This is a genomic window from Shewanella sp. (assembly GCF_013214165.1).
GTDB lineage: Bacteria > Pseudomonadota > Gammaproteobacteria > Enterobacterales > Shewanellaceae > Shewanella.
This window is the reverse complement of record NZ_JABSSM010000004.1, coordinates 80938-103254: the sequence shown is the minus strand read 5'-3', so window position 1 is coordinate 103254 and position 22317 is coordinate 80938. Positions and strand designations below refer to the sequence as shown.

Genomic DNA, 22317 nt, shown 5'->3' with positions numbered 1-22317 from the left:
GGACTTAATACCAAGCAGTATGAAAGATTAAGAACTAAGTGTAGTTCAGCTTGCTATTTATAAAGATTGTATATTATACACAAATCGTCGATCGCATTTACACTTATGTGTTAAGCTTATGTAACTGAAAGGGAAGTTAATGACAATAAAAACATGTCGTTAGTCGGTAAGTCATGTAAATAGACATTATTTCAAGGAATGAAAATGCATATTAGAATCGCCATAAATGAAGATCTACAGTCATTAACCTCGCTATTTGATGAGTACCGGAAAAGCTTAGGTCAAGACTCTCGATTAGCTGACTGTAAAGAATTTATCGAAAGCAGATTACTCGAAAATGATTCTGTGATATTTATTGGCTTTCTAATGGACATTCCCGTCGGATTTATTCAACTCTACCCCTCATTTTCATCATTATTACTTAAACCACTCTGGTATTTTGACGATCTGTTTGTGGCTGAATCTTATAGAAAAAGAGGCATAGGCACAGAACTGGTTAAAAAAGCGAAAGCGCTCGCCGATGAGACTCAAGTACTGGCAGTTCCCCGGGAAAAAATAGAAGGCAATGGGTTTGTGCCTATAGATATTCTGGCTATGTTTGACACTCAAGTATAAGGCTATTAGTTTGTTGACTCAGTACGTCCGGTATTTGTCCTGTTATCTGTTGCCCTACGCAAACAATGTGCCGTCATAATTACTGAAAACTCAGCAGGCTATGATATTATACCAATTTTGTAGCTGTTTTAATTTTTGGAGCAACAGATTGAATAAGAGTGTGATCACAAATCTAATCGCGGCCCTCTTGCTGGCATTAGGCTATTATTTTTCATCGGCTATCGTTTTGAGTATAGGATTATTTGCGCTGTCCGGCGCACTGACAAACTGGCTGGCCATCCATATGTTATTTGAAAAAGTTCCAGGCTTGTATGGTTCTGGCGTCATTCCGTCTCGTTTCGAAGAGTTCAAAGCAGGCATTTCCCATCTGATGATGAAGCAATTTTTTACTGATGAAAATATCGATCGCTTTTTGTCGGATCAAGGTGGCAGCGAATCCCATATTAATCTGCAACCAGTTATCGAGAAGGTCGATATGACCCCAGCATTTGATGCCCTAGTGACCACAGTCGAACAGTCATCCTTTGGTGGTATGTTGGCCATGGTTGGTGGTACAGATGCCATCACTCCGTTAAAAGAGCCATTTATTGAGAAGATGAAGGCCTCCTTGGTCGAGATAACCCAGAGTGAAGAGTTTTATACCTTGCTTAAGAATGAACTCGAGCAGCCCGATGTTTTGGCCGACATGAAGACCAAGATCAATGAGATTGTCAGCCAAAGACTAAACGAGTTGACCCCTGAGCTGGTGAAGGACATCATTCAAGAGATGATCAGAAAGCACCTAGGTTGGCTCGTGGTGTGGGGCGGCGTTTTTGGTGGTGTTATCGGCTTGATTGCCGCGCTTGTGCAAGGGTAATTCTCAAGATTTAATTTTAGGTAGAAGGGAGCTAATAGGCTCCCTCTATCTTGCCTGTAGACAAGCGTTAAGGGAATTTGCCGTCTGGTCCGAATAACCAATATTTGTCCCTGCTTATCTTATCAATAGAGGTTTCCTTGTATGCCCCACTGTTTGATTGAATATGCTTCCCCCCTTGCCGAGCTGATTGATATTTCCGAGCTGGTTAACGCAACGCATAAAGGCGCGATAGCGTCCGGCTTATTTGAATCAAAGGCGATTAAGACACGAGCCCATGGCTGTGATCATTTTTTAGTTGGAGAAGAGAGCTCAAATCTATTTGTACATATCACAATTTCGATCATGCCGGGACGAAGCGACGAGCAGAAAAAGGGTTTACTGACGTGTGTTGCAGAACATTTAGCGCCATTGACGCCTAAAGTACAAAGCCTGACGATTGAATTGAGGGATATTAATCAACAGCACTATTTTAAGCAGCTAGTTTAAGCTATTAATCGAAAGTTGAGCGATATTAGCACAATAAAAAAGCAGCTCTCGGGCTGCTTTTATTCCTTCTACTCATTGGTATTAATAGGCGCTAGCGTGAACCGATTGTACTGCTCGGCCCGATGGGTCAATGACATCCCGAAGGCTCTTATCCCAAGCAAGCGCTTCAGGAGTAGAGCAAGCCACCGACTTACCGCCTGGAACGGTTTTCGCGGCAGTATCCAGTGGAAATAGCTCTTCAAAGAAACAGCGGTAGTAGTAACCTTCTTTGGTGTCTGGTGTGTTATAGGGGAATCTAAACTTGGCATTAGCCAGTTGCAGATCATCCACTTTCTCGGCTGTTAGCTCCTTTAGACCATCGATCCATGAGTAGCCTACACCATCACTGAACTGTTCCTTCTGACGCCATGTCACTTCCTTGGGTAATTTGTGCTCGAACGCCTGACGCAGAATATGCTTCTCGATACGACCATCTTTAGACATCTTGGCTTCGGGGTTGATGCGCATCGCCACATCCATAAATTCTTTATCCAGGAAGGGCACGCGTGCCTCGAGTCCCCATGCTGCCATCGACTTGTTGGCACGAAGACAATCGAACATGAATAGCTTGTCCAGTTTACGCACTAACTCTTCATGGAAGGCCTGTGCATTAGGGGCCTTATGGAAGTATAAGTAGCCACCGAATAGTTCATCTGCACCTTCGCCCGATAGCACCATCTTGATACCCATGGCTTTAATTTTTCTCGCCATAAGGTACATGGGTGTAGCGGCACGAATGGTGGTGACATCATAGGTTTCCAGATGATAAATCACATCTTTAATTGCATCGATACCATCCTGGAAGGTGAAGATGATCTCATGGTGGATGGTGCCTATGGCATCGGCGACTTTTTTTGCCGCAATCAAATCGGGGGCACCTTCAAGACCCACGGCAAAAGAATGCAGCTGTGGCCACCATGCATCGCTCTGTCCATCATCTTCGATACGGCGTTTAGCAAAAGTTTGCGTGATAGCCGAGATAACCGATGAATCCAGCCCTCCCGATAGCAGTACACCATAAGGTACATCAGACATAAGCTGACGTTTAACCGCGGCTTCGAGTGCTTCTCTTATTTCATCGATACTGGCTGGGTTATCTTTCACGGCCGCAAAATCACGCCATTCACGTTGATAATATTGCACATAACCGTCGTCAGTGGCGCTCGCCTTGTTACATAAATAGTGACCCGGCTTAAATACATCGACGGTCTTACACACAGGCATCAAGGCTTTCATTTCTGAGGCGATGTAGAAATTACCCTCGGCATCTAAGCCTGTGTATAGGGGAATGATACCCATGTGATCTCGGCCAATAAGATACAGATCTTTCGTCTTATCATAGAGCACGAAGGCAAATATGCCGTTCAACTTATCGAGGAAGTCCACACCATACTCTTGATAGAGGGACAGGATAACTTCACAGTCAGAATTTGTTTGGTAAGCGTACTTCTCGCCAAGCTCGGCCTTGAGTTCTTTGTGGTTGTAGATCTCACCGTTGACCGCAAGAATAATGTTACCATCGCTACTAAGCAGAGGCTGAGCACCGTTATCGATATCGACGATGGCAAGACGTTCATGAGCGAGTACGGCTTTATCGCAGCTGTAGATCCCTGACCAATCTGGTCCACGGTGACGCATCAGCTTCGACATTTCCAGCGCGACTTGTCGCAGCTGTGTTGCGTCTGACTTAATATCTAAAATGGCAAAAATTGAACACATATTCTAGCTCCTGCAAATCGGTGTAAATCCAATGGGTGTACTGTGCCAGTAATTAACCTTTTTGCCAAACCTTAAATTGACAAAACACCATATAAAACACGCTTATCTGGCTTGTTACTTCATGTATGCCGCCAATAAAATAAGATTTGTTTAATTATTGCTGCTTTTTGTTGAGGATAGTTAATATTTACTGTGCGGTAGGCGGCTGAAATTGATTTTTTATCAGTGAAAATGGCTTAATGTCATTTTACTCTGTATCTGAGTCAACAGTTGTTTTTTTCCTCGTTAAATACAGTCATAGAGACACGTAATAAAATGGCCCCCCGAAAGCAGGAGCCATTCTTAAAGCATCATGAATAAAAATCATGGAATAGAGAGACTTGGTGAAGCATTAATTCGGCGGCTAGTTTCTGGCGCCAAGGTATTATTCACTCAGGGCCTCAGTGCTTGCTCCTCGAAGAGAATGAAACTCAGTGCCGGCAAAGTATCCGGGCCAATCTTGGCTGTTGGCCAAGGTTTCTGCGGCACTGTAATAGATGGCCAGATCTTGTAGTGCGCCGCTAAGATCCCAATCTTCCCGGTATTCATCACAGGTGTTGTGGTAACAACCTTTCATTTTTTGCTTCATCATGACCTTGTACTTGGCCGTGGCCTCATCGATGGGCTCATTGCCGCCGCCGGCAAATACCGCAGGAATACCGAGCTTGGCAAAACTGAAATGGTCTGAACGGAAGAAACCGCCAGCTTCTGGTCGACTCTCGCCTTTAGCCACTCGGTTTTGTGATTTTAATGCGTCTACAAGGTAATTTTCTAATTCAGACTTTCCTTTGCCGACTATGGTGTAATCAAGTGTGCGGCCGTAGATGTTGGTGCTATCCAAGTTGAATACGGCCACGGATTTATCGATGGGGTATATTGGATTGGCAGCATAGAAGCGTGAGCCTAGCAGGCCTTGCTCCTCACCTGTGGTGGCGATAAAGGTGACGGAGCGAGAAAGTGGCTGACCCAAGTTGGCCTGATTGGCAAACTGACGGGCTATTTCGAGTATACCCGCGGTGCCTGAGGCGTTGTCGAGTGCACCGTTGTAAATTTGATCGCCATCTTTACTCTCATCCTTGCCGATATGATCCCAATGGGCGGTAAATAATACCTGCTCATCTGGTCGATCTTTTCCCACAAGGGTGGCGACCACATTATAACTGTTGGCATAGCTGGCCGTGTTGGAAAATTGAATATTAGCCGTCTGTTTCAGCGGGATATTCATTGGGCCGCTGGCCGCCCTTTGCATAAGATCTGCTAAGCTCAAGCCTGATTTTTTCAAGACCTTAGTTGCCACATCCAGGGTGATCCAGCCTTCAACCTCTACATGCTTATCTTGCTCAATTTTGTCGGCTACCAGATCTTGCTGAGGACCCGTCCAGCTGTTCTCTACCACGGACCAGGGGTAAGATGCTGGGGCGGTATCGTGAATAATGATGGCGCCTAAAGCACCCTGTTTACTCGCTTCTGCAAACTTGTAGTCCCAGCGGCCATAATAGGTCATCGCCTTACCGTTAAACTTACCCGAGTCGGGTAAAGCAAATCCGGGGTCATTGACCAAGATCACCGCAACCTTGCCTTGCATGTCTATGTCTTGGTAGTCATTCCAGTCGTATTCTGGCGCATTGATGCCATAGCCAACGAAGACCAGAGGCGCGTTAGCAATATCGACGCCGCCATTGTCATGACGGCTACCCAGAACGATATCTGTTCTATGTTCAAGTGGCAGATCACCGAAGCTGATAGTTTGTTGCTCGGAGGCGGTATAGGTCACCATAGGCACGGCTTGCAGGTAATCGCCATCATTGGCACCGACCAGCCCCATCTCCTTAAAGGCTTGGGTCAAGTAGTTAAGTGTGAGAGTTTCACCCTTGGTGGTTGGGGCGCGACCTTCAAACTCATCGGAAGACAGGGTCTTGATATCTTGCCTGAAGCGCGCCTCATCGAACTTTACGGGGGCATTGGTCAAGCTGTTGGTAGCAGTTTTAACTTCAGCTGCTACTGTAGTTTGAGTGTTAACTGGCGGTTGGCTACAAGCGCTAAGCAGCGCAAGGGCACATACCGGAGGCAGTAATCGCATTGAATGTCCTATTATTGTTATTAGTTTGCATCAAAATAGTGATGGGACACCATCATGAAGGACAAGGGCCCACTTTGACAAGCAGACCCTAGGTTTCCAAAGTGTAAATGTGTTGCTTAATGTTGCTAGGTGCCTTTTAAAACACTCCTACTTATACCAACAAGGTATTACGTTTCTGCAATGACGGGCCGTAGAGTAACTATCGATAATAAGCAAATCCTAATCGAAGAGAGAAAATCACCCAGTGTAGATGCGCTGCGAGCTTAGATTTCAGGGCGAAGTTTCGTATTGGGTAACCTTGGATTGTCAATTTGGTTAGGCTGTTTAAACGTGTACGTCAGTAGGCTGTAAAATAACGAGTGACGGACAGATCTAACAAAAAGGGCCTCGAATACATTCAGAGGCCCTTTGGGGGATAGAGTTAAGCGATTAGACGATTAGTCTGCCGCGTAACCCAGGTCTTCGAGTGCTTTACCATCGAGAAACGCCTTACCTTGTTTCATCTCGAGTCGATTCTGGCTGAACCATTTAACGACCATAGGATAGATGGCATGCTCTTGCTGATGCACTTTTTCGGCCAAGGTATCGGCGGTATCTTCATCATAGACTGGCACTTTCGCCTGCAGTATGACGGGACCCGAGTCTAGCTCCGGCGTCACGAAGTGAACACTGGCACCATGTACCGTGTCTTTGGCATCGATAGCACGCTGATGGGTATTAAGTCCTGTGTACTTAGGGAGGAGAGAAGGGTGAATGTTGATCATTCGGCCTTCGAACCCTTGTACCAATTCATCGCTTAATATGCGCATAAAGCCGGCTAAGACAATCAGATCTGGCTGATATCTGTCTATGGCAAGCTTTAAGCGAGCATCATATGCTGATCTTGTTTCATCCTTTCGAACAATCACACAACTAGTGTCAATCTCGCTTTGGTGAGCACGGATAAGGCCGTAAGCATCGGGCTTGTTACTGATCACTCCGACGATTTCAGCTTCGAGGTGATCATCACAATCATCGATGATCGCCTGCAAGTTGCTGCCATTTCCTGAGATTAATACTAATACGCGACAGTTGGCGGACATTACAGGATCTCCACTTGCTCTTCGTCGCCATCGCGCTTAGCAATGTCACCGATAAGCCAAGCTTTCTCGCCTTCGGCGTTAAGCAGTGCCAATGCAGCGTCAACCTTGTCAGACGGTAGCGCGACAACCATGCCTACGCCACAGTTGAAGGTACGGTACATTTCAAATTCTGCAATGTTACCGTTTTCCATCAACCAGTTGAAGATGCTTGGCCACTGCCATGAATCACCTTTAACAACCGCTTTACAGTCATCAGGAAGGACGCGTGGGATGTTTTCCCAGAATCCGCCACCGGTAATGTGGGCCATAGCATGAACTTCAGTTTGTTCGAGTAACTTAAGCAGGGATTTTACATAGATTTTTGTCGGCTCAAGCAGGTGGTCAATCAGTGGCTTGCCTTCGAAATCATCCTCAGGGTTAACCTTGCTGACTTCGAGCACCTTACGGATCAATGAGAATCCGTTTGAGTGAGGGCCGCTTGACGCTAGCGCGATAAGTGAGTCACCGGCAACGACTTTAGTGCCATCTATGATGTCTGCTTTCTCGACCACACCGACACAGAAGCCAGCGAGATCGTAATCATCGCCTTCATACATGCCTGGCATCTCGGCGGTCTCACCACCGATAAGTGCACAGCCTGACTGTACACAGCCTTCGGCAATGCCTTTAACGACTGCAGTTGCGGCATCAACATCTAGTTTGCCTGTCGCATAGTAATCGAGGAAGAAGAGTGGCTCGGCGCCTGAAACGATTAAATCGTTAGAGCACATAGCGACCAGGTCGATACCGACTGTGTCGTGCTTCTTATAATCGATTGCCAAACGTAACTTGGTGCCAACACCATCGGTACCAGAAACAAGCACAGGGTGTTTGTACTTAGTCGGAAGCTCACAAAGAGCGCCGAATCCACCTAGGTTGCCCATAACTTCTGGACGGTGGGTACGTTTCACGGCAGATTTAATATTATCAACTAGTGCATTTCCGGCGTCGATATCGACACCTGCATCTTTATAGCTAAGCTGTGTAGGAGTGCTCACGAAGATCCTCTCGGGTACAGAATGATTATTGGATTTTATGCGGCGCCATTCTACCAGTTTGTGACAGGCCTCGAAAGCGAAGATTTTGCTATTTATAGCGGACATAGCTCACGATTTATCGTGTTTTTAAAACTTTATGTTTTCCATTGCGGACAAATAAACTAAGATTTCGTTAATTTGCTTGTACCTATGCTAAAAATCAGGAGAGAAAAATGAAAGTTGTTGAGGTTAAACACCCATTAGTTCGTCATAAAATAGGCTTGATGCGTGAAGCTGATATTAGCACTAAACGTTTTCGTGAGTTGGCAGCGGAAGTGGGTAGCCTGCTGACCTATGAAGCGACTGCTGATTTTGATACTGAAACTGTCACTATCGAAGGGTGGAATGGTCCGGTTGAAGTGGAACAGATCAAAGGCAAGAAGGTCACTGTGGTACCAATTCTTCGCGCCGGCCTTGGTATGATGGATGGCGTTCTGGAGAATATCCCTAGTGCGCGTATCTCAGTTGTCGGCATATACCGCGATGAAGAGACCCTAAAACCTGTGCCTTACTTTGAAAAGCTCGCCAGTGATATGCCTTCACGCATCGCCTTGGTCGTCGATCCTATGCTGGCGACGGGTGGTTCAATGATCTCAACTATCGATCTACTTAAAGACCGTGGTTGTACCTCGATTAAAGCCTTAGTTTTAGTTGCTGCACCTGAAGGCGTGGCTGCATTAGAGAAGGCTCACCCAGATGTTGAGCTTTACACCGCTTCTATCGATGATTGCTTGAACGAGCAGGGTTACATTCTGCCCGGTCTTGGTGATGCGGGTGATAAGATTTTCGGTACTAAGTAGTCGCTTAGCACTTATGTATAAACTTAAATTACGCTAGTTTCGAGTTTATAAAGAGAAAAAGGAGCCAAATGGCTCCTTTTTTGTTTTTTACTTCTCATTTTGAATAAGTGCTCGAAGCTCAAACCTCGACTCTTATAGCACCATGGCCGCTATCCAGCCAAACACTATCAGCGGGATGTTGTAGTGAATAAATGTCGGGATCACACTGTCTTTGATGTGGTCGTGCTGTCCATCGGCGTTTAAGCCTGCCGTCGGGCCCAGTGTCGAGTCCGAGGCGGGTGAACCGGCATCTCCCAGAGCTGCCGCAGTGCCTACAAGTGCAATTGTGGCAGTGATGGAGAAGCCAAAGCTCATGGCCAATGGCACATAGATGGTGGCGATGATCGGGATAGTTGAGAAAGATGAGCCTATACCCATGGTAATGAGTAAGCCCACGAGTAACATCAAGAAGGCGGCTAAGGCCTTGTTGTCACCTATGATACTGCTCAGAGAGTCGACTAAACTGCTGACATCGCCGGTCTCTTTCACTACAGCGGCAAATCCAGCGGCGGAGATCATGATAAAGCCAATGTTGGCCATCATGCGTACGCCTTGGTTAAACACGTCTTGATCGGCGACATGCTTGAGAGCACCGGAGAAGCTGAAGATGATAAAACCTATCAAGGCGCCGAAAATCATCGAGCCCGTCATTAACTGCACCACTAGCGTAGATACGATAGCGACGGCTGCGATAGCAATTTTACGCCCGCTCACTGTCTCTTCAGGCTCGGCGGCTACAATTAGCTGTTCTTTATATTCACGGGGCTTTCTGTAGCTGATAAAAACCGCCACCAATAAACCGGTTATCATGCCCATTGCCGGGATCATCATGGCTGTGGGGATCTGCTCGCGTACGGCATTGAGATTATTGTTATTGAGGTTAGCCAGTAATATGTCATTTAAGAAAATGCCACCGAAACCAATGGGCAAGATCATATAGGTAGTCACTAAACCAAAGGTGAGTACACAGGCCACCAAGCGTCTGTCCAGCTTGAGCTTAGACATCACATGCAATAGTGGTGGAATAAGAATGGGGATAAACGCGATGTGGATAGGGATCAGGTTCTGGGAAGACACTGCCATGGCAAGGACAGCCAGTAACAGGGTCCAACGAACGCGATTCATATTAGCGCTGTTCTGCTCTGTTCCAAGTAGCGAAATAACCTTTCTGGAAATAAGCGTGGTTAAGCCGGAATGTGACAGAGCAACGGCAAATGCGCCTAGGAGTGCGTAGCTTAACGCAATCTGTGCGCCCCCACCTAAGCCGGTGTTAAATGCATCGACCGATTGTTGAAGACTCATTCCCCCAACCAGACCTGCGACCAGTGCACTTACTGTGAGTGCGATTACAACATTTACCCGAGCTAAACTTAGTCCTAGCATAAGGCAAACAGCGATGACGACTGCGTTCATATTAATAGATTCTTTCTTATCTTTAGTTGGACAGACATTCTTGCCTAGCTTGGCTTGCCTTGTCCAGTAGACTGGGGATATATCTGTTAAAATTGAGGGCTTGTTAACTCAGTGTGGACATAAATAGTTAAATTTTGTAAATAACCACAGCATGGTTAAGTTTATTGCGATGCCTTAATATACGAAGGGATGAAGATTCAATTAATAAAGGTGATATTCGTCGCAAAAAGCTTGTATGCGAGAAAACACTGCTTATAATGCCAGAAGATTTAAAATGAAAATCGTTTTTCAATCCATAGATGGAGATATAAAATGAGCGTATTAGTAGGCCGTAAGGCACCTGATTTTACTGCTGCTGCAGTACTTGGTAACGGCGAAATCGTCGATAGCTTTAACCTAGCTGAAGCCATCAAAGGCAAGCCAGCGGTAGTATTTTTCTACCCACTTGATTTCACTTTCGTATGCCCATCAGAGCTGATCGCGTTCGATCACCGCATTGAAGAGTTCAAGAAGCGTGGCGTGGAAGTGATTGGTGTTTCTATCGATTCACAATTCACTCACAATGCATGGCGTAACACTCCTGTTGCTGAAGGCGGCATTGGCCCAGTTCAGTACACACTTGTTGCTGACGTTAAGCATGAAATCTGTAAGGCATACGACGTTGAGCATCCAGAAGCTGGTGTTGCTTTCCGTGGTTCTTTCCTTATCGACAAAGAAGGCATGGTTCGTCACCAGGTGGTCAACGATCTTCCACTCGGTCGTAATGTCGACGAAATGCTGCGTATGATCGATGCACTTCAGTTCCACGAAGAGCACGGTGATGTTTGTCCTGCTGGTTGGGAAAAAGGCGACAAAGGTATGGACGCAAGCCCAGAAGGCGTTGCTGCTTACCTAAGTGATAATGCCGATTCTCTATAATCTTAATCGATTATAGTTAGTCTAAGCATGAAGGAAAACCGCGATTATCGCGGTTTTTTAATGCCTGCTATCTGGACATTCCCATGACTGTTAAGGCATATGTTTATCGTTGTTTGGGTGAAAACCAGTAATGTTTGTGCATCCGCAGCAATAAAAAACGGCCATGGAGGCCGTTGCTTGGTACTAGCTTGTGCCTAGTTAATCATTAGCTTGGCCATTTGATAAGCCTATTAATCTGTGCTCGCTTCACTCGGTGTTTCAACAGGTGCATCGGTGTCATGATTAACCGCTAATGGCCAGCCGCCGAGGGCTTTCCACTTGTTGACGATATGGCAAAATAGCTCTGCGGTACGCTCGGTATCGTACAGCGCCGAGTGGGCTTCGTTGTTATCAAAATCGATGCCGGCAATTGAACAAGCTTTGGCGAGCACGGTATGGCCCAGTGCTAAACCTGAAAGTGCGGCGGTATCGAAAGTGGCAAAAGGATGGAAAGGCGTACGTTTAAGTGCGCAACGTTCGATGGCCTTGGACACAAAGCCATGATCGAAGGCGGCGTTGTGGGCAACTATGATACTTCTGTGACAGCCGACGGCTTTCTGCGCTTTCTTGACCTCTTTGAAAATCTCGAGGAAGGCTTCTTTTTCGCTGACGGCGCCGCGAAGTGGATTGCTTGGATCTATGCCATTGAAGGCGAGGGCGTCAGGTTCTAAATTGGCTCCTTCGAAGGGTTCTATGTGGTAATGCAGGGTCTTGTCTAAACTGAGTATCCCTTCATCATCCATTTTCAGCATGGTGACGGCGATTTCAAGCAACGCATCGGTTTGGGAATTGAAGCCGGCAGTCTCGACATCGATGACCACAGGGAAATAGCCCCTAAAACGGTGATTTAATTTGTTGGCGTCGCAAATTTCGCTCATTGAAAGTGTCCAAATAGTTATTAGGCCGCTATTATGAGGCAAGCACTTAATGCTGTCATGTCTGAATGGCTGTTTTTTGAGCTAAAGGTCTGTAAAAATGTGCCGATAGCATTAAGTAATAGAATTAATATGAGTATCAGGTATGTGGCTTAGAGTATTGATAGCGTCGACATTATGCATGTCCTTCTTTGCGGCTGCAGAATTACGTCATTATGTTGCCTCTCTCGATCAATCACGGTGGAAACTCAGTGACAATACGCCGGTCATATGCCGTCTCGAACATGATATTCCCGCCTATGGCAAAGCGATATTTACCAGCATTGCAGGTAAAAACCATAATTTGATTTTCAGTTTAGATATGTGGGTTAAACCCGATCAGGTTACTCAAGCGACCCTGATGAGTAAGCCGCCAGCTTGGAGACCGGGCATCCTCTCTAAAGAGATCACTGAGCTGACCTATCAGAAGTACTTCAGCGGCGAAGTGCCGCGTAATGCAGCCTGGTCTATGCTCGCCGAGCTTGAACGCGGCATGGAACCTACCTTTTACTACGCCGATTGGTATAACCAAGAAAATAAAATCGCCGTTGGTCTTTCTGCGGTTAATTTCAATCGTAATTACAGAGACTTTAAGGCCTGTCTTGCCGGATTGTTGCCTTACAGTTTCGATGATATCGCGTTTACTGTATTAACCTACGAGTCGGGCGGCTCGGAGTTGACTCGCTTCTCCAAATCACAGATTGCCAAAGTACAAGAGTATCTCGCCTATGACTCGGAAGTTGAGCTGGTATTGATTGATGCTTATACCGATAGTTATGGTAGTCGCTCAATCAACCAGAAAGTGTCAGAGCAGCGCGCAGATTCGGTGAAGAACTTCTTCTTATCGGCGGGGATCGATCAAGATCGTATCTATACGGTTGGCCACGGGGAACGTCGTCACGTTGCTTCGAATGCAAGCATAGATGAGCGAGGCCGAAACAGACGGCTTGTCATTAGGATTAGTAAACCTATGTAGTGGATGGAAACCAAGGATATTACAGAGGATTAATATGTTAGCGATTAGGCCCAGCGTAGAAGCTGGGCTTTTTATTGCTGACAATTTAGTCAATGGCGATCTAAAGGATTTTTTGGCAAAAAAAAAGCCCGCTTAATAATGTAAGCGGGCTGAAAATAATATATTGCAATCAACAAATTGAAGGAAGGAAGTCAAGCATAAGAACCAGAGATAAAATTCACGTGTCAGACACGGGAATTAAGAGTTCTTGTTTTCATATCTGTGAAACAGATATTTCCTGAAAACGAGATCAGTATAGGCTTAGGTACCTGAAGTGACAAACTAGAAAAAATACCGATTATCATTAGAATATCTAATGAAGGTAAGTGTGGTCTAACTCCAAAGATTCACTAAACAAGCTGTTTCCGCTTGGTTAAGCATATTAACTGCATAACTCAAGGTCTAGTTAACTAATCCATGTTACAGACTTGTTAATATGGCTATTGATGCCATTATTGGGCATCAAATATTCTTTGATTGCCTCGAAAATTATTACTTGTATAGTGGCTTGCGATGCTGGGCCTAGGCTCAGGGGAAAGATAATAAGAGATACCATCAATATCAGCAGCAGGACAGCAAACATGATATTTAAAAGCAAATTGAGAAACCAGCACCTATTAATAGCGAGTCTAGCCCTCGCGCTTATGGGATGCCAGACGGCGCAGCAAGAAACAGAGCAAAAATCTGCTTCGGTCCCAATGGATGCAGGTACGATTGAAACCATCCATGGTGTGCAAGTTGCAGACCCTTATCGTTTTCTTGAACAAAACACAGAGCAAACCCAAGCTTGGGTAAAAATGCAGCAAGCACAGGGGAAGGCATATCTCTGCGGCATAGAAAACAAACAAGCCGTGGTTGACCGTATCACAGAGTTGTGGAATTACCAGAAGGTATCGGCACCTTTCGAACATGGTAAAAATACCTTCTTCTATCGAAATAATGGTCTGCAGGCTCAATCGGTACTTTATGTGAAAACGGCCAATGGGGATGAGAAAGTCGTTTTGGACCCAAACACGCTATCGAGTGATGGTACCGTGGCTTTATCGGGTGTATCGGTCAGTGGTGATGGCAAGACTCTAGCTTATGGTGTGTCTAAGTCGGGTTCAGATTGGCAACAGTGGCAATTTGTCGATGTTAAAACTGGAGTTAAGCTCGATGACGAGCTGAAATGGATTAAATTCTCCGAAGCTGTGTGGAACAAGGACAATACCGGTGTGTATTACGCTCGCTATGATGCGCCAGCGGGTGGCAACGTACTGGCCGATGTTAACTTTCATCAGAAGGTTTATTTTCATCAGCTAGGGACAGAGCAAGTAAGCGATAAGCTCGTCTATGAGCGTCCGCAAAATAAAGACTGGGGTTTCGGTATTGAAGTCTCGGAAGCGGGTGACTATCTGCTGCTTTCTATCTCCCAAGGAACAGACACGCGTAATCGCTTCTTCTATCAGTCTCTGGAGAAGCCCGCTGACGTGGTGGAGTTGATCACAGAGCTGGAAGCCGAATACACTTTCTTAGGCAACGATAAGTCGGTGTTTTATTTTAAGACAGATCTCGATGCACCAAATGGTAAAGTGATCGCAATCGATGTCAATCACAGTGACAAAGCCAATTGGCAAACCCTCATTGCGGAGTCGAGTGATCCAATCAGTAACTTAGCTATTATTAATGATCACTTGGTGGTGAGTTATCTACATGATGTGCTCGGAAAACTATCAATTTTCAGCATGAATGGGGTAAAGCGCCAAGATGTTACGCTTCCTGGCAAGGGTAAGATCGCCGGTCCTTATGGTAAGCGCAGTAAAGACTATTTTTATTATGTCTATAATAGCTACGTGCAACCTAAGACAACGTACAGGTTTGATTTCAAGACGGGAGAATCATCAATTTACGCCGAGCCGCAGGTGTCCTTCAAGCCTGAGGATTACACTTCGGAACAAGTTTTCTATACCAGTAAAGATGGTACGCGCGTGCCTATGATGATCTCATATAAGGAAGGCATGCAGAAGAACGGCGCAAACCCGACACTGTTATACGCCTACGGTGGCTTTGCTATCTCGCTGACGCCAAGATTCAGTCCGGCCAATATCGCCTGGATGGACATGGGCGGGATTTATGCGGTACCTAACTTAAGAGGCGGAGCCGAATACGGCGAGAGCTGGCATCAGGCTGGCATGTTAGATAAGAAGCAGAACGTTTTCGATGACTATTATGCGGCGGCTGAGTATTTAATCGATGAGAACTACACCAATAAAACTAAGCTTGGGGCCTATGGCCGCAGTAACGGTGGCTTGTTGATGGGCGCGACATTGACTCAACGTCCTGAGTTATTTGCCGCCGTGCTACCCGCAGTTGGTGTGCTCGATATGCTCAGGTTCCACCAGTTTACCATTGGCTGGGCCTGGACTAGTGAATATGGCAGCGCCGATGTTGCCGAGCAGTTTCCGGCCTTGTTGGCGTATTCCCCTTATCATAACGTGACCAAGCGTAGCTATCCGGCGACTATGGTGATGACAGCCGATCATGACGACAGAGTGGTGCCGCTACATAGCTTTAAATTTGGTGCCATGATGCAGGCGAAGCAACAGGGAGATGCGCCTATCATAATGCGTATCGAGACTAAGGCGGGTCATGGTGCGGGTAAGCCGACATCGATGAAGATCGATGAATTTGCCGATATCTACAGCTTCCTATTTGAAAGTTTTGGGTTAAAAATACCGGCAAAAGTTAATTGATAATCATGTAATCGTGAAGTAATGAAGAAAAGAGGAGCCTGGCTGCTCTTTTTTATTAACAATTTTTTATGATTATCACCCGCTTCTAAGCAGGGCAAGCATTCACAATTGCATTGGGTCTAGGTATAGTAGGCCTCTATTTTCTCTCATGATTGGCGCTTATAATTCATGTTTCGTTGGCCTATTTCTGTCTATTACGAAGATACCGATGCAAGTGGCGTTGTTTATCATTCAAATTATCTTAACTTTTTTGAGCGAGCTCGTACCGAGTGGTTGAAGGCCATGGGAGTCAAGCAGGCTGCTCTGTTGGCCGATGATATAGCCTTTGTGGTCAAAAGGGCCGAATTAAATTTTTGCCGTGCAGCGAGATTTGAGCAGAACTTTATCGTCGAAACCATTGTCACAAATTTGAAGAAAGCATCCTTGATGTTTGAGCAGAAGTTAATTGACGAGCAGGGTGTAATATATTGTGAGGCTAACGTCTTAGTTGCCTGTATTTCTCTATCGCGTATGCGACCTCGTGCCATCCCCAACAATATAGTCCAGGAGTTTAAAGGTGGAAGCTGATATTTCAATTATAGGGTTATTTTTACAAGCCAGTATATTGGTTAAATTTGTAATGCTTACCTTGCTGGGGCTGTCTGTGATGTCCTGGGCCGTTATCATTCAACGTCAGCGTTTATTGAAAGCCGCAAAGCTCAATGCGCTCAAGTTTGAGGATAAGTTTTGGTCTGGAGTGGATCTCAATAAACTCTATAAAGAGTTATCGGTCAGACAAGATAGCAATACTGGATTAGAAATTCTGTTCCATGCAGGTTTTAAAGAGTATGCCAGATTAAGTAAGCTCAATAGCAAGGTTCCTGAGGCTGTGATGGACGGCAGTTATCGCGCCATGCGTGTCTCTCTGTCTCGCGAGATGGAAAAGCTTGAAACTCATTTACCCCTGTTAGCCACCATCGGGTCTACCAGCCCTTATATTGGTTTATTTGGGACCGTTTGGGGGATCATGAACTCCTTTATCGCCATTGGTGCGGTAGAAAATGCCACCCTAGCCATGGTTGCTCCGGGTATAGCCGAGGCCTTGATTGCCACGGCTATGGGTCTATTTGCGGCTATTCCGGCTGTGATCGCCTATAACCGCTTCACGACTCTGGTGGACAGTGTTGAGATGTCCTATGCGAACTTCATGGAGGAGTTTTCCAGTATCTTGCATCGTCAAGCATACAGCGACAAGGATGAAAGTTAATGCAGCAGGGTTATCAGCGAAAACGCAGACGCCTCGTTGCTGAAATTAATGTGGTGCCTTATATCGATGTGATGTTGGTATTGTTGATCATCTTCATGGTGACAGCGCCAATAGTCACCCAAGGGGTGAAAGTGGAGCTTCCTCAAGCGACATCTGAGGCGCTTCCGGCCGACAGTAAGCCGCCGATCGTCGCATCTATCGATGCCGACGGGGATTACTTTTTGGATGTAGGCAGCTCAAGTTCGAAGGAGCCCTTAGATCTTGAAGAGGTGGCGATTCGAGTGGGTGCCATTATTCTATTGGAACCCGAACGCCCAGTGGTGGTAAAGGCGGATAGAAGGATTGCCTATGAAAAAGTGATCCAGTTGATGGTGAGCTTACAAAGTGCCGGTGTCCCTTCGGTTGGTTTGATGACAGATTCACCTGGAGACTAGTCGGTGGCACAAAAATCAGATTTTACCTTACCTATAGTCATTTCAGCTGGTATTCATATTGGCGTGTTAATGATCCTCGTCATGGGCGTAGATTTTTCTGATAAGCCCAAACCTCAGCCTCAGGTGAGCGCGCCAGCGATGAAGGCCGTGGTGGTCGATCAGAAATTAGTGGCTCAGCATGTTGAGAGGTTAAAGGCTGAGAAAAGAGAGCTTGCTCGTAAAGAGAAGGCGCGCCAGGATGACTTGGAACGCCAAGCGACAGAAGCTCGTCAACAAAGAGAACGTGAGCAGGCTCAAATTAAGAAGCTGGAAATTGAGCGCAAGCAGAAAGAGATCGAAACTAAGAATGCATTGGCTGCGGCAAAAGCGGCTCAATTAAAGCAGAAACAGGAAAAAGAGAAGGCGCAGCAGGCCGAAGAGTTCCGTAAGCTGAAAGAGAAAGAGCGTCAGGCTTCTGAAGAGGCGGCTAAGAAAGCCGAGGCTAAACGTAAGCAGGAAGAGGCTGTGGCAAAGAAAGCTGCCGATGAGCGTAAACGTAAAGCAGAGGCTGAGCGAAAGCGTAAAGAGGAAGACGAGCGTAAACGTAAGGCCCTAGAGAGAGAACGTCAACTGCAAGAGCAGATGATGCAAGATGCCTTGGCGGAGGAGCAGGCCGCACTGTCGCAGACCCGTAATAGGCAAGTGACGGGTGAGGTGGTTAAATATACCAGCATGATTAATGCAACCATTGCGCGTTATGTCCAGAAAGAGGAAAGTATGCGCGGCAAGAGCTGTACGGTTTTTGTCAGACTCGCTAAGGACGGCTTTGTAACAACAAGTAGAATTGTGGAGGGTGATCCTGTGTTGTGCCGGGCAACCCAAGCCGCCATACAGAGGGCTCAACGTCTACCTGTGTCATCTGAACCCGACGTTTACGAGAAATTAAAAGAACTAAACATTATCTATAGACCGACATTCAATTAAGGGAGTCCTATGAAGACTTTGGGGAAGTGGCTCTTTTTAAGCCTGATTATTGTGAGCTCACCAGTAAGAGCCGCGTTAGATATCATTATTACCGATGGTGTGGATGCCGCGCGTCCTATCGCCGTGATCCCGTTTGTTTGGCAAGGGGCAGGGGTTGCGCCTGAGCAGATATCAGATGTTGTGATGTCGGATCTTATTCGCAGTGGTACATTTAAGCCGCTCGATGACTTAGGTCTACCTCAACGTAATATCAGTAGTGTGTCTCAGTTTGTCGCTAAAGACTGGTCAAGCATCGGCGCCGAAGCTGTGGTGATGGGCTCTGTCAAACCTTATGGCAATGATCAATACCTGGTTACTTTCGACTTGGTCGATCTGGTTAAGGCCCAAATGCAACAAGGATCGGGTCCTCAGTCTAATAGTGAATATCTTATCGATAGTCGAGAGACGGTTATCTCAGCCGCACAATTTAGGCAGTATGGTCATAGGATCAGTGATCTGGTCTATGAGAAACTGACTGGTATTCGTGGCGCATTCTTAACTCGTCTCGCCTATGTGGTAGTGAAACATGGTGAGAAGTCTCCTTATCAGTTAATGATCTCGGATTATGACGGTTATAACGAACAGATGTTATTGCGCTCCCCTGAGCCATTGATGTCACCGTCTTGGTCACCCGATGGTCGTAAGTTGGCTTATGTCAGCTTCGAAAATAAAAAAGCCGAAATATTTATTCAGGACATCTATACTCAGTCTCGTAATAATGTCTCCAGTTTCAATGGCATTAATGGTGCTCCGGTATTTTCCCCGGATGGAAAGAAGTTGGCATTGACCTTATCTAAAGATGGTCAGCCTGAAATTTATGTGCTCGATATAGCGACCAAGGCACTCAAACGAGTCACGAACCATTATGCTATCGATACCGAAGCTTCATGGTTTCCCGATGGTAAGTCGTTAATCTTCACGTCAGAACGTGGCGGGCGCCCACAAATCTATAAGGTGACATTAGCCTCGGGTAAAGTGCAGCGCCTGACCTTTGAAGGGGAGTGGAACTTAGGTGGCTCTATAGCACCGGACGGTCGAAGTATGATTTTCGTAAACCGTACCAAGGGTAAGTTTAATATCGCAAGAATGGATCTTGAGACGCGATTTATGCAAGTACTTACGTCAACGCGTCTCGATGAGTCACCGAGTGTAGCGCCGAATGGCACTATGGTGATATATGGAACAACCCATCAAGGTAAGCAGGTTTTAGGGGCTGTATCTACGGACGGACGATTCAAAGCAAGATTGCCTGCGGGTTTGGGGGAGGTTAAGTCTCCTTCATGGTCACCTTTTCTCTAACAATGTTAACTATAAAAAATATTAAGGATTTTAAAATGGATCTCAATAAGCTGTTTAAAGCTATGTTGGTTGTACTTCCGATCATGGCCCTCAGTGCTTGTAGCTCTACTTCCGAGTCTGAAACTGATGCGACTAGCTCAACTTCGGGTTCCAGTAGTGAGTTAGCTACTGGTGGTGTAGAAACCGGAGGCATAGCGCCAATTTTGACTCCTGAAGAGCAACAACGTCTGAAATACCAAGAGTTGCGTAAAGAGCACATCATCTATTTTGATTTTGATCGCAGTTCGGTATCGGCTCAGTTCGCCGAAGTCCTTCAAGCCCATGGTAACTATTTAGTTGAGCATCCTAATGTTCGCTTGATGATAGAAGGTCACGCCGATGAGCGTGGCACTCCAGAGTACAATATCGCCTTGGGTGAGAGGCGTGCGAAGGCCGTTGCTAAATACCTACAAGGAATGGGCGTACTGCCTAGTCAAATGAGTATTGTCAGCTATGGTGAAGAGAAGCCATTAGATATGTCTCGTACAGATGATGGTTTCGCGATTAATCGCCGAGCTGTTTTAGTTTACTAATCGTTTGGTAGGTTTATCTATGAAAATAGCCGCATTAACGACGGCAATTCTTCTTAGTATAGGTGTGGCATCTGCTGCACCTGCGCCGGTGGCTGATGCTACCGGTAGTTCTACTGAAGAAAGAGTTGCACGTTTAGAAAGGATACTTCAAGCAAAGCAACAGTCAGAATTCGAGACTCAGCAACGCTTGGATACGCTACAGCAGGAAGTGCTCGACCTACGTGGTTTGAATGAGCAGCAAGGTTATCAAATAGACCAGATGCTCCAGCGTCAGCGTCAACTCTACGAAGAGATCGCAAATCTATCGGTTAAGCCCGCTCAAGTGCCTATTGTGGCAACGTCACAAACTAGCTCAACGTCCTCATCTTCTACTTTAGGCGAAACAGCCAGTTATGAGTATGCCGTTAACTTGGTGCTCAAGCAGAGGAAGTATGAGGAAGCGATTCCTGCTTTCAGGGGATTCATAAAACAATACCCTGACTCTACCTACGCAGCTAATGCTAACTATTGGCTGGGACAGCTCTTATATAACAAGAGTGACTTTGAACCCGCTACGCAAGCGTTCGAAACAGTCGTTAAGCGTTTTAAAGACTCAAATAAGCGTGCTGATAGTTTAGTTAAGCTGGGGATGATAGCTGAGAAGGTTGGCAAGGTGTCTTCTGCGAAAGTTTACTACCAACAAGTTATCAAAGAGTACGCAAATAGCGCAGCAGCTCGCTTGGCTCAACAGCAATTGTCTGCTCTTTAATCCTTATTTATTCAAAAAACAGGCTCTTAGTCTGTTTTTCATGCAAACAGCGAAAAATGTAAGAAATGCACTTGCAAGAGGGTATGAAAAAGGTATTATAGGCGCCCTCAGAGCGGCAGAGTCGCTTGAGGGTCTTGAGTTAAGCAATTTTCGAATAGTTTAATAAGAGATTTTGCTACTAAGAGGGCCGTTAGCTCAGTTGGTAGAGCAGTTGGCTTTTAACCAATTGGTCGAAGGTTCGAATCCTTCACGGCCCACCACTTCCTCTAGGTGGATAAACTGAGGAGCGGTTGAAGAGAGATTAGCTCAGTTGATGCTTTTATTATAAGGGCGCAGTTGGCTTTACTCTTAACTACCGCATTGGTCGAAGGTCTAACCCCTTCAAGGGCCGCCACTTCTTGAAAGTGTATGGCTTAAGCTAATCCTTGAACTGTTAAATTCAAAACCACTCTAGCTGAAAGTGGACTTGTTCATTACGATGAATAAGCAAATTCAGACTGCAATACCAGAAAGGGCCGTTAGCTCAGTTTCTTGTAGAAACAGACAGTTGGCTTTTAACTAATGATAGTTAGTTATTTATTTCGAAATATCAGCAATACCAGAAAGGGCCGTTAGCTCAGTTGGTAGAGCAGTTGGCTTTTAACCAATTGGTCGAAGGTTCGAATCCTTCACGGCCCACCACTTCCTCTAGGTGGATAAACTGAGGAACGGTTGAAGAGAGATTAGCTCAGTTGATGCTTTTATTATAAGGGCGCAGTTGGCTTTACTCTTAACTACCACATTGGTCGAAGGTCTAACCCCTTCAAGGGCCGCCACTTCTTGAAAGTGTATGGCTTAAGCTAATCCTTGAACTGTTAAATTCAAAACCACTCTAGCTGAAAGTGGACTTGTTCGTTGCGATGAATAAGCAAATTCAGACTGCAATACCAGAAAGGGCCGTTAGCTCAGTTTCTTGTAGAAACAGACAGTTGGCTTTTAACTAATGATAGTTAGTTATTTATTTCGAAATATCAGCAATACCAGAAAGGGCCGTTAGCTCAGTTGGTAGAGCAGTTGGCTTTTAACCAATTGGTCGAAGGTTCGAATCCTTCACGGCCCACCACTTCCTCTAGGTGGATAAACTGAGGAACGGTTGAAGAGAGATTAGCTCAGTT

At 45.9% G+C, this 22317-nt stretch carries 20 protein-coding genes and 3 tRNA genes; 17 read left to right on the top strand and 6 right to left on the bottom strand.

From position 1 onward, the window contains the following. Positions 1 to 204 precede the first annotated feature (204 nt). The 3 genes from HRU42_RS02340 (at position 205) to HRU42_RS02330 (ending at position 1957) form a co-directional block, all read left to right on the top strand. Positions 205 to 615, top strand: a complete 411-nt coding sequence (locus HRU42_RS02340) for a GNAT family N-acetyltransferase (RefSeq protein ID WP_295028660.1) — start codon at positions 205 to 207, stop codon at positions 613 to 615. Between the two features lie 148 nt (positions 616 to 763). Continuing rightward, positions 764 to 1471, top strand: coding sequence for a DUF445 domain-containing protein (locus tag HRU42_RS02335; RefSeq protein ID WP_295028658.1), 708 nt, complete (start codon positions 764 to 766; stop codon positions 1469 to 1471). A 141-nt stretch (positions 1472 to 1612) separates the two neighbouring features. Continuing rightward, the gene (locus HRU42_RS02330; RefSeq protein WP_295028656.1) at positions 1613 to 1957 is read left to right on the top strand and encodes a 5-carboxymethyl-2-hydroxymuconate Delta-isomerase; all 345 of its coding nucleotides are present in this window, start codon (positions 1613 to 1615) and stop codon (positions 1955 to 1957) included. An 81-nt stretch (positions 1958 to 2038) separates the two neighbouring features. On the opposite strand, the gene asnB is transcribed toward HRU42_RS02330, so the two are convergent. The 4 genes from asnB to purM all read right to left on the bottom strand — a co-directional run bounded on the left by asnB (position 2039) and on the right by purM (position 7953). Next, positions 2039 to 3715 (bottom strand): asparagine synthase B, encoded by a 1677-nt coding sequence (gene asnB / locus HRU42_RS02325; protein ID WP_295028654.1) that lies wholly within the window; start codon positions 3713 to 3715, stop codon positions 2039 to 2041. 424 nt (positions 3716 to 4139) lie between these two features. Continuing rightward, on the bottom strand, positions 4140 to 5834 hold the full coding sequence (locus tag HRU42_RS02320) for a M28 family metallopeptidase (RefSeq protein ID WP_295028652.1): 1695 nt from the start codon (positions 5832 to 5834) through the stop codon (positions 4140 to 4142). A gap of 437 nt (positions 5835 to 6271) precedes the next feature. Then, positions 6272 to 6916 (bottom strand): phosphoribosylglycinamide formyltransferase, encoded by a 645-nt coding sequence (gene purN, locus HRU42_RS02315; protein WP_295028650.1) that lies wholly within the window; start codon positions 6914 to 6916, stop codon positions 6272 to 6274. Continuing rightward, positions 6916 to 7953, bottom strand: a complete 1038-nt coding sequence (gene purM, locus HRU42_RS02310; RefSeq protein ID WP_295028648.1) for a phosphoribosylformylglycinamidine cyclo-ligase — start codon at positions 7951 to 7953, stop codon at positions 6916 to 6918. Before purM ends, purN begins: the two co-directional genes overlap by 1 nt. A 212-nt stretch (positions 7954 to 8165) precedes the next feature. Here purM and upp point away from each other — a divergent pair, with 212 nt between their 5' ends. Then, positions 8166 to 8792, top strand: coding sequence for a uracil phosphoribosyltransferase (gene upp / locus HRU42_RS02305; RefSeq protein WP_295028646.1), 627 nt, complete (start codon positions 8166 to 8168; stop codon positions 8790 to 8792). Between the two features lie 132 nt (positions 8793 to 8924). Here upp and HRU42_RS02300 read toward each other — a convergent pair whose 3' ends face one another. Further along, positions 8925 to 10244: a Na+/H+ antiporter family protein gene (locus HRU42_RS02300; RefSeq protein WP_295028644.1), complete on the bottom strand. Its 1320-nt coding sequence runs from the start codon at positions 10242 to 10244 to the stop codon at positions 8925 to 8927. Between the two features lie 312 nt (positions 10245 to 10556). On the opposite strand from HRU42_RS02300, the gene HRU42_RS02295 reads away from it, so the two are divergent. After that, positions 10557 to 11162: a peroxiredoxin C gene (locus HRU42_RS02295; RefSeq protein WP_295028642.1), complete on the top strand. Its 606-nt coding sequence runs from the start codon at positions 10557 to 10559 to the stop codon at positions 11160 to 11162. Positions 11163 to 11392: 230 nt separating this feature from the next. On the opposite strand, the gene rnt is transcribed toward HRU42_RS02295, so the two are convergent. Continuing rightward, the gene (gene rnt / locus HRU42_RS02290; protein ID WP_295028640.1) at positions 11393 to 12079 is read right to left on the bottom strand and encodes a ribonuclease T; all 687 of its coding nucleotides are present in this window, start codon (positions 12077 to 12079) and stop codon (positions 11393 to 11395) included. 142 nt (positions 12080 to 12221) lie between these two features. Here rnt and HRU42_RS02285 point away from each other — a divergent pair, with 142 nt between their 5' ends. From HRU42_RS02285 to HRU42_RS02230, 12 genes are all read left to right on the top strand, one after another. Then, positions 12222 to 13091 carry an OmpA family protein gene (locus HRU42_RS02285; protein ID WP_295028638.1) on the top strand — a complete coding sequence of 290 codons (870 nt, stop codon included), beginning with the start codon at positions 12222 to 12224 and terminating at the stop codon, positions 13089 to 13091. Positions 13092 to 13711: 620 nt separating this feature from the next. Continuing rightward, the gene (locus HRU42_RS02280; RefSeq protein WP_295028636.1) at positions 13712 to 15862 is read left to right on the top strand and encodes a prolyl oligopeptidase family serine peptidase; all 2151 of its coding nucleotides are present in this window, start codon (positions 13712 to 13714) and stop codon (positions 15860 to 15862) included. 168 nt (positions 15863 to 16030) lie between these two features. After that, on the top strand, positions 16031 to 16429 hold the full coding sequence (ybgC, locus tag HRU42_RS02275; protein ID WP_295028634.1) for a tol-pal system-associated acyl-CoA thioesterase: 399 nt from the start codon (positions 16031 to 16033) through the stop codon (positions 16427 to 16429). After that, entirely contained in the window at positions 16419 to 17108 is a 690-nt protein-coding gene (gene tolQ / locus HRU42_RS02270) for a protein TolQ (RefSeq protein ID WP_295028632.1), read from the top strand. Before ybgC ends, tolQ begins: the two co-directional genes overlap by 11 nt. Further along, positions 17108 to 17542 (top strand): protein TolR, encoded by a 435-nt coding sequence (gene tolR, locus HRU42_RS02265; protein WP_295028630.1) that lies wholly within the window; start codon positions 17108 to 17110, stop codon positions 17540 to 17542. Before tolQ ends, tolR begins: the two co-directional genes overlap by 1 nt. Positions 17543 to 17545: 3 nt before the next feature. Then, entirely contained in the window at positions 17546 to 18505 is a 960-nt protein-coding gene (gene tolA, locus HRU42_RS02260; protein ID WP_295028628.1) for a cell envelope integrity protein TolA, read from the top strand. Between the two features lie 9 nt (positions 18506 to 18514). Further along, on the top strand, positions 18515 to 19843 hold the full coding sequence (gene tolB / locus HRU42_RS02255) for a Tol-Pal system beta propeller repeat protein TolB (protein ID WP_295028626.1): 1329 nt from the start codon (positions 18515 to 18517) through the stop codon (positions 19841 to 19843). Between the two features lie 35 nt (positions 19844 to 19878). Continuing rightward, on the top strand, positions 19879 to 20415 hold the full coding sequence (gene pal, locus HRU42_RS02250) for a peptidoglycan-associated lipoprotein Pal (RefSeq protein WP_295028624.1): 537 nt from the start codon (positions 19879 to 19881) through the stop codon (positions 20413 to 20415). Positions 20416 to 20434: 19 nt separating this feature from the next. Continuing rightward, complete coding sequence (gene ybgF / locus HRU42_RS02245) at positions 20435 to 21163, top strand: tol-pal system protein YbgF (protein ID WP_295028622.1); 729 nt, start codon at positions 20435 to 20437, stop codon at positions 21161 to 21163. Positions 21164 to 21347: 184 nt separating this feature from the next. Beyond that, a tRNA-Lys gene (locus tag HRU42_RS02240) sits at positions 21348 to 21423 on the top strand. A gap of 345 nt (positions 21424 to 21768) precedes the next feature. Beyond that, positions 21769 to 21844: transfer RNA gene (locus HRU42_RS02235), tRNA-Lys, on the top strand. A 345-nt stretch (positions 21845 to 22189) separates the two neighbouring features. Beyond that, a tRNA-Lys gene (locus tag HRU42_RS02230) sits at positions 22190 to 22265 on the top strand. The last annotated feature ends 52 nt before the right edge of the window (positions 22266 to 22317 follow it).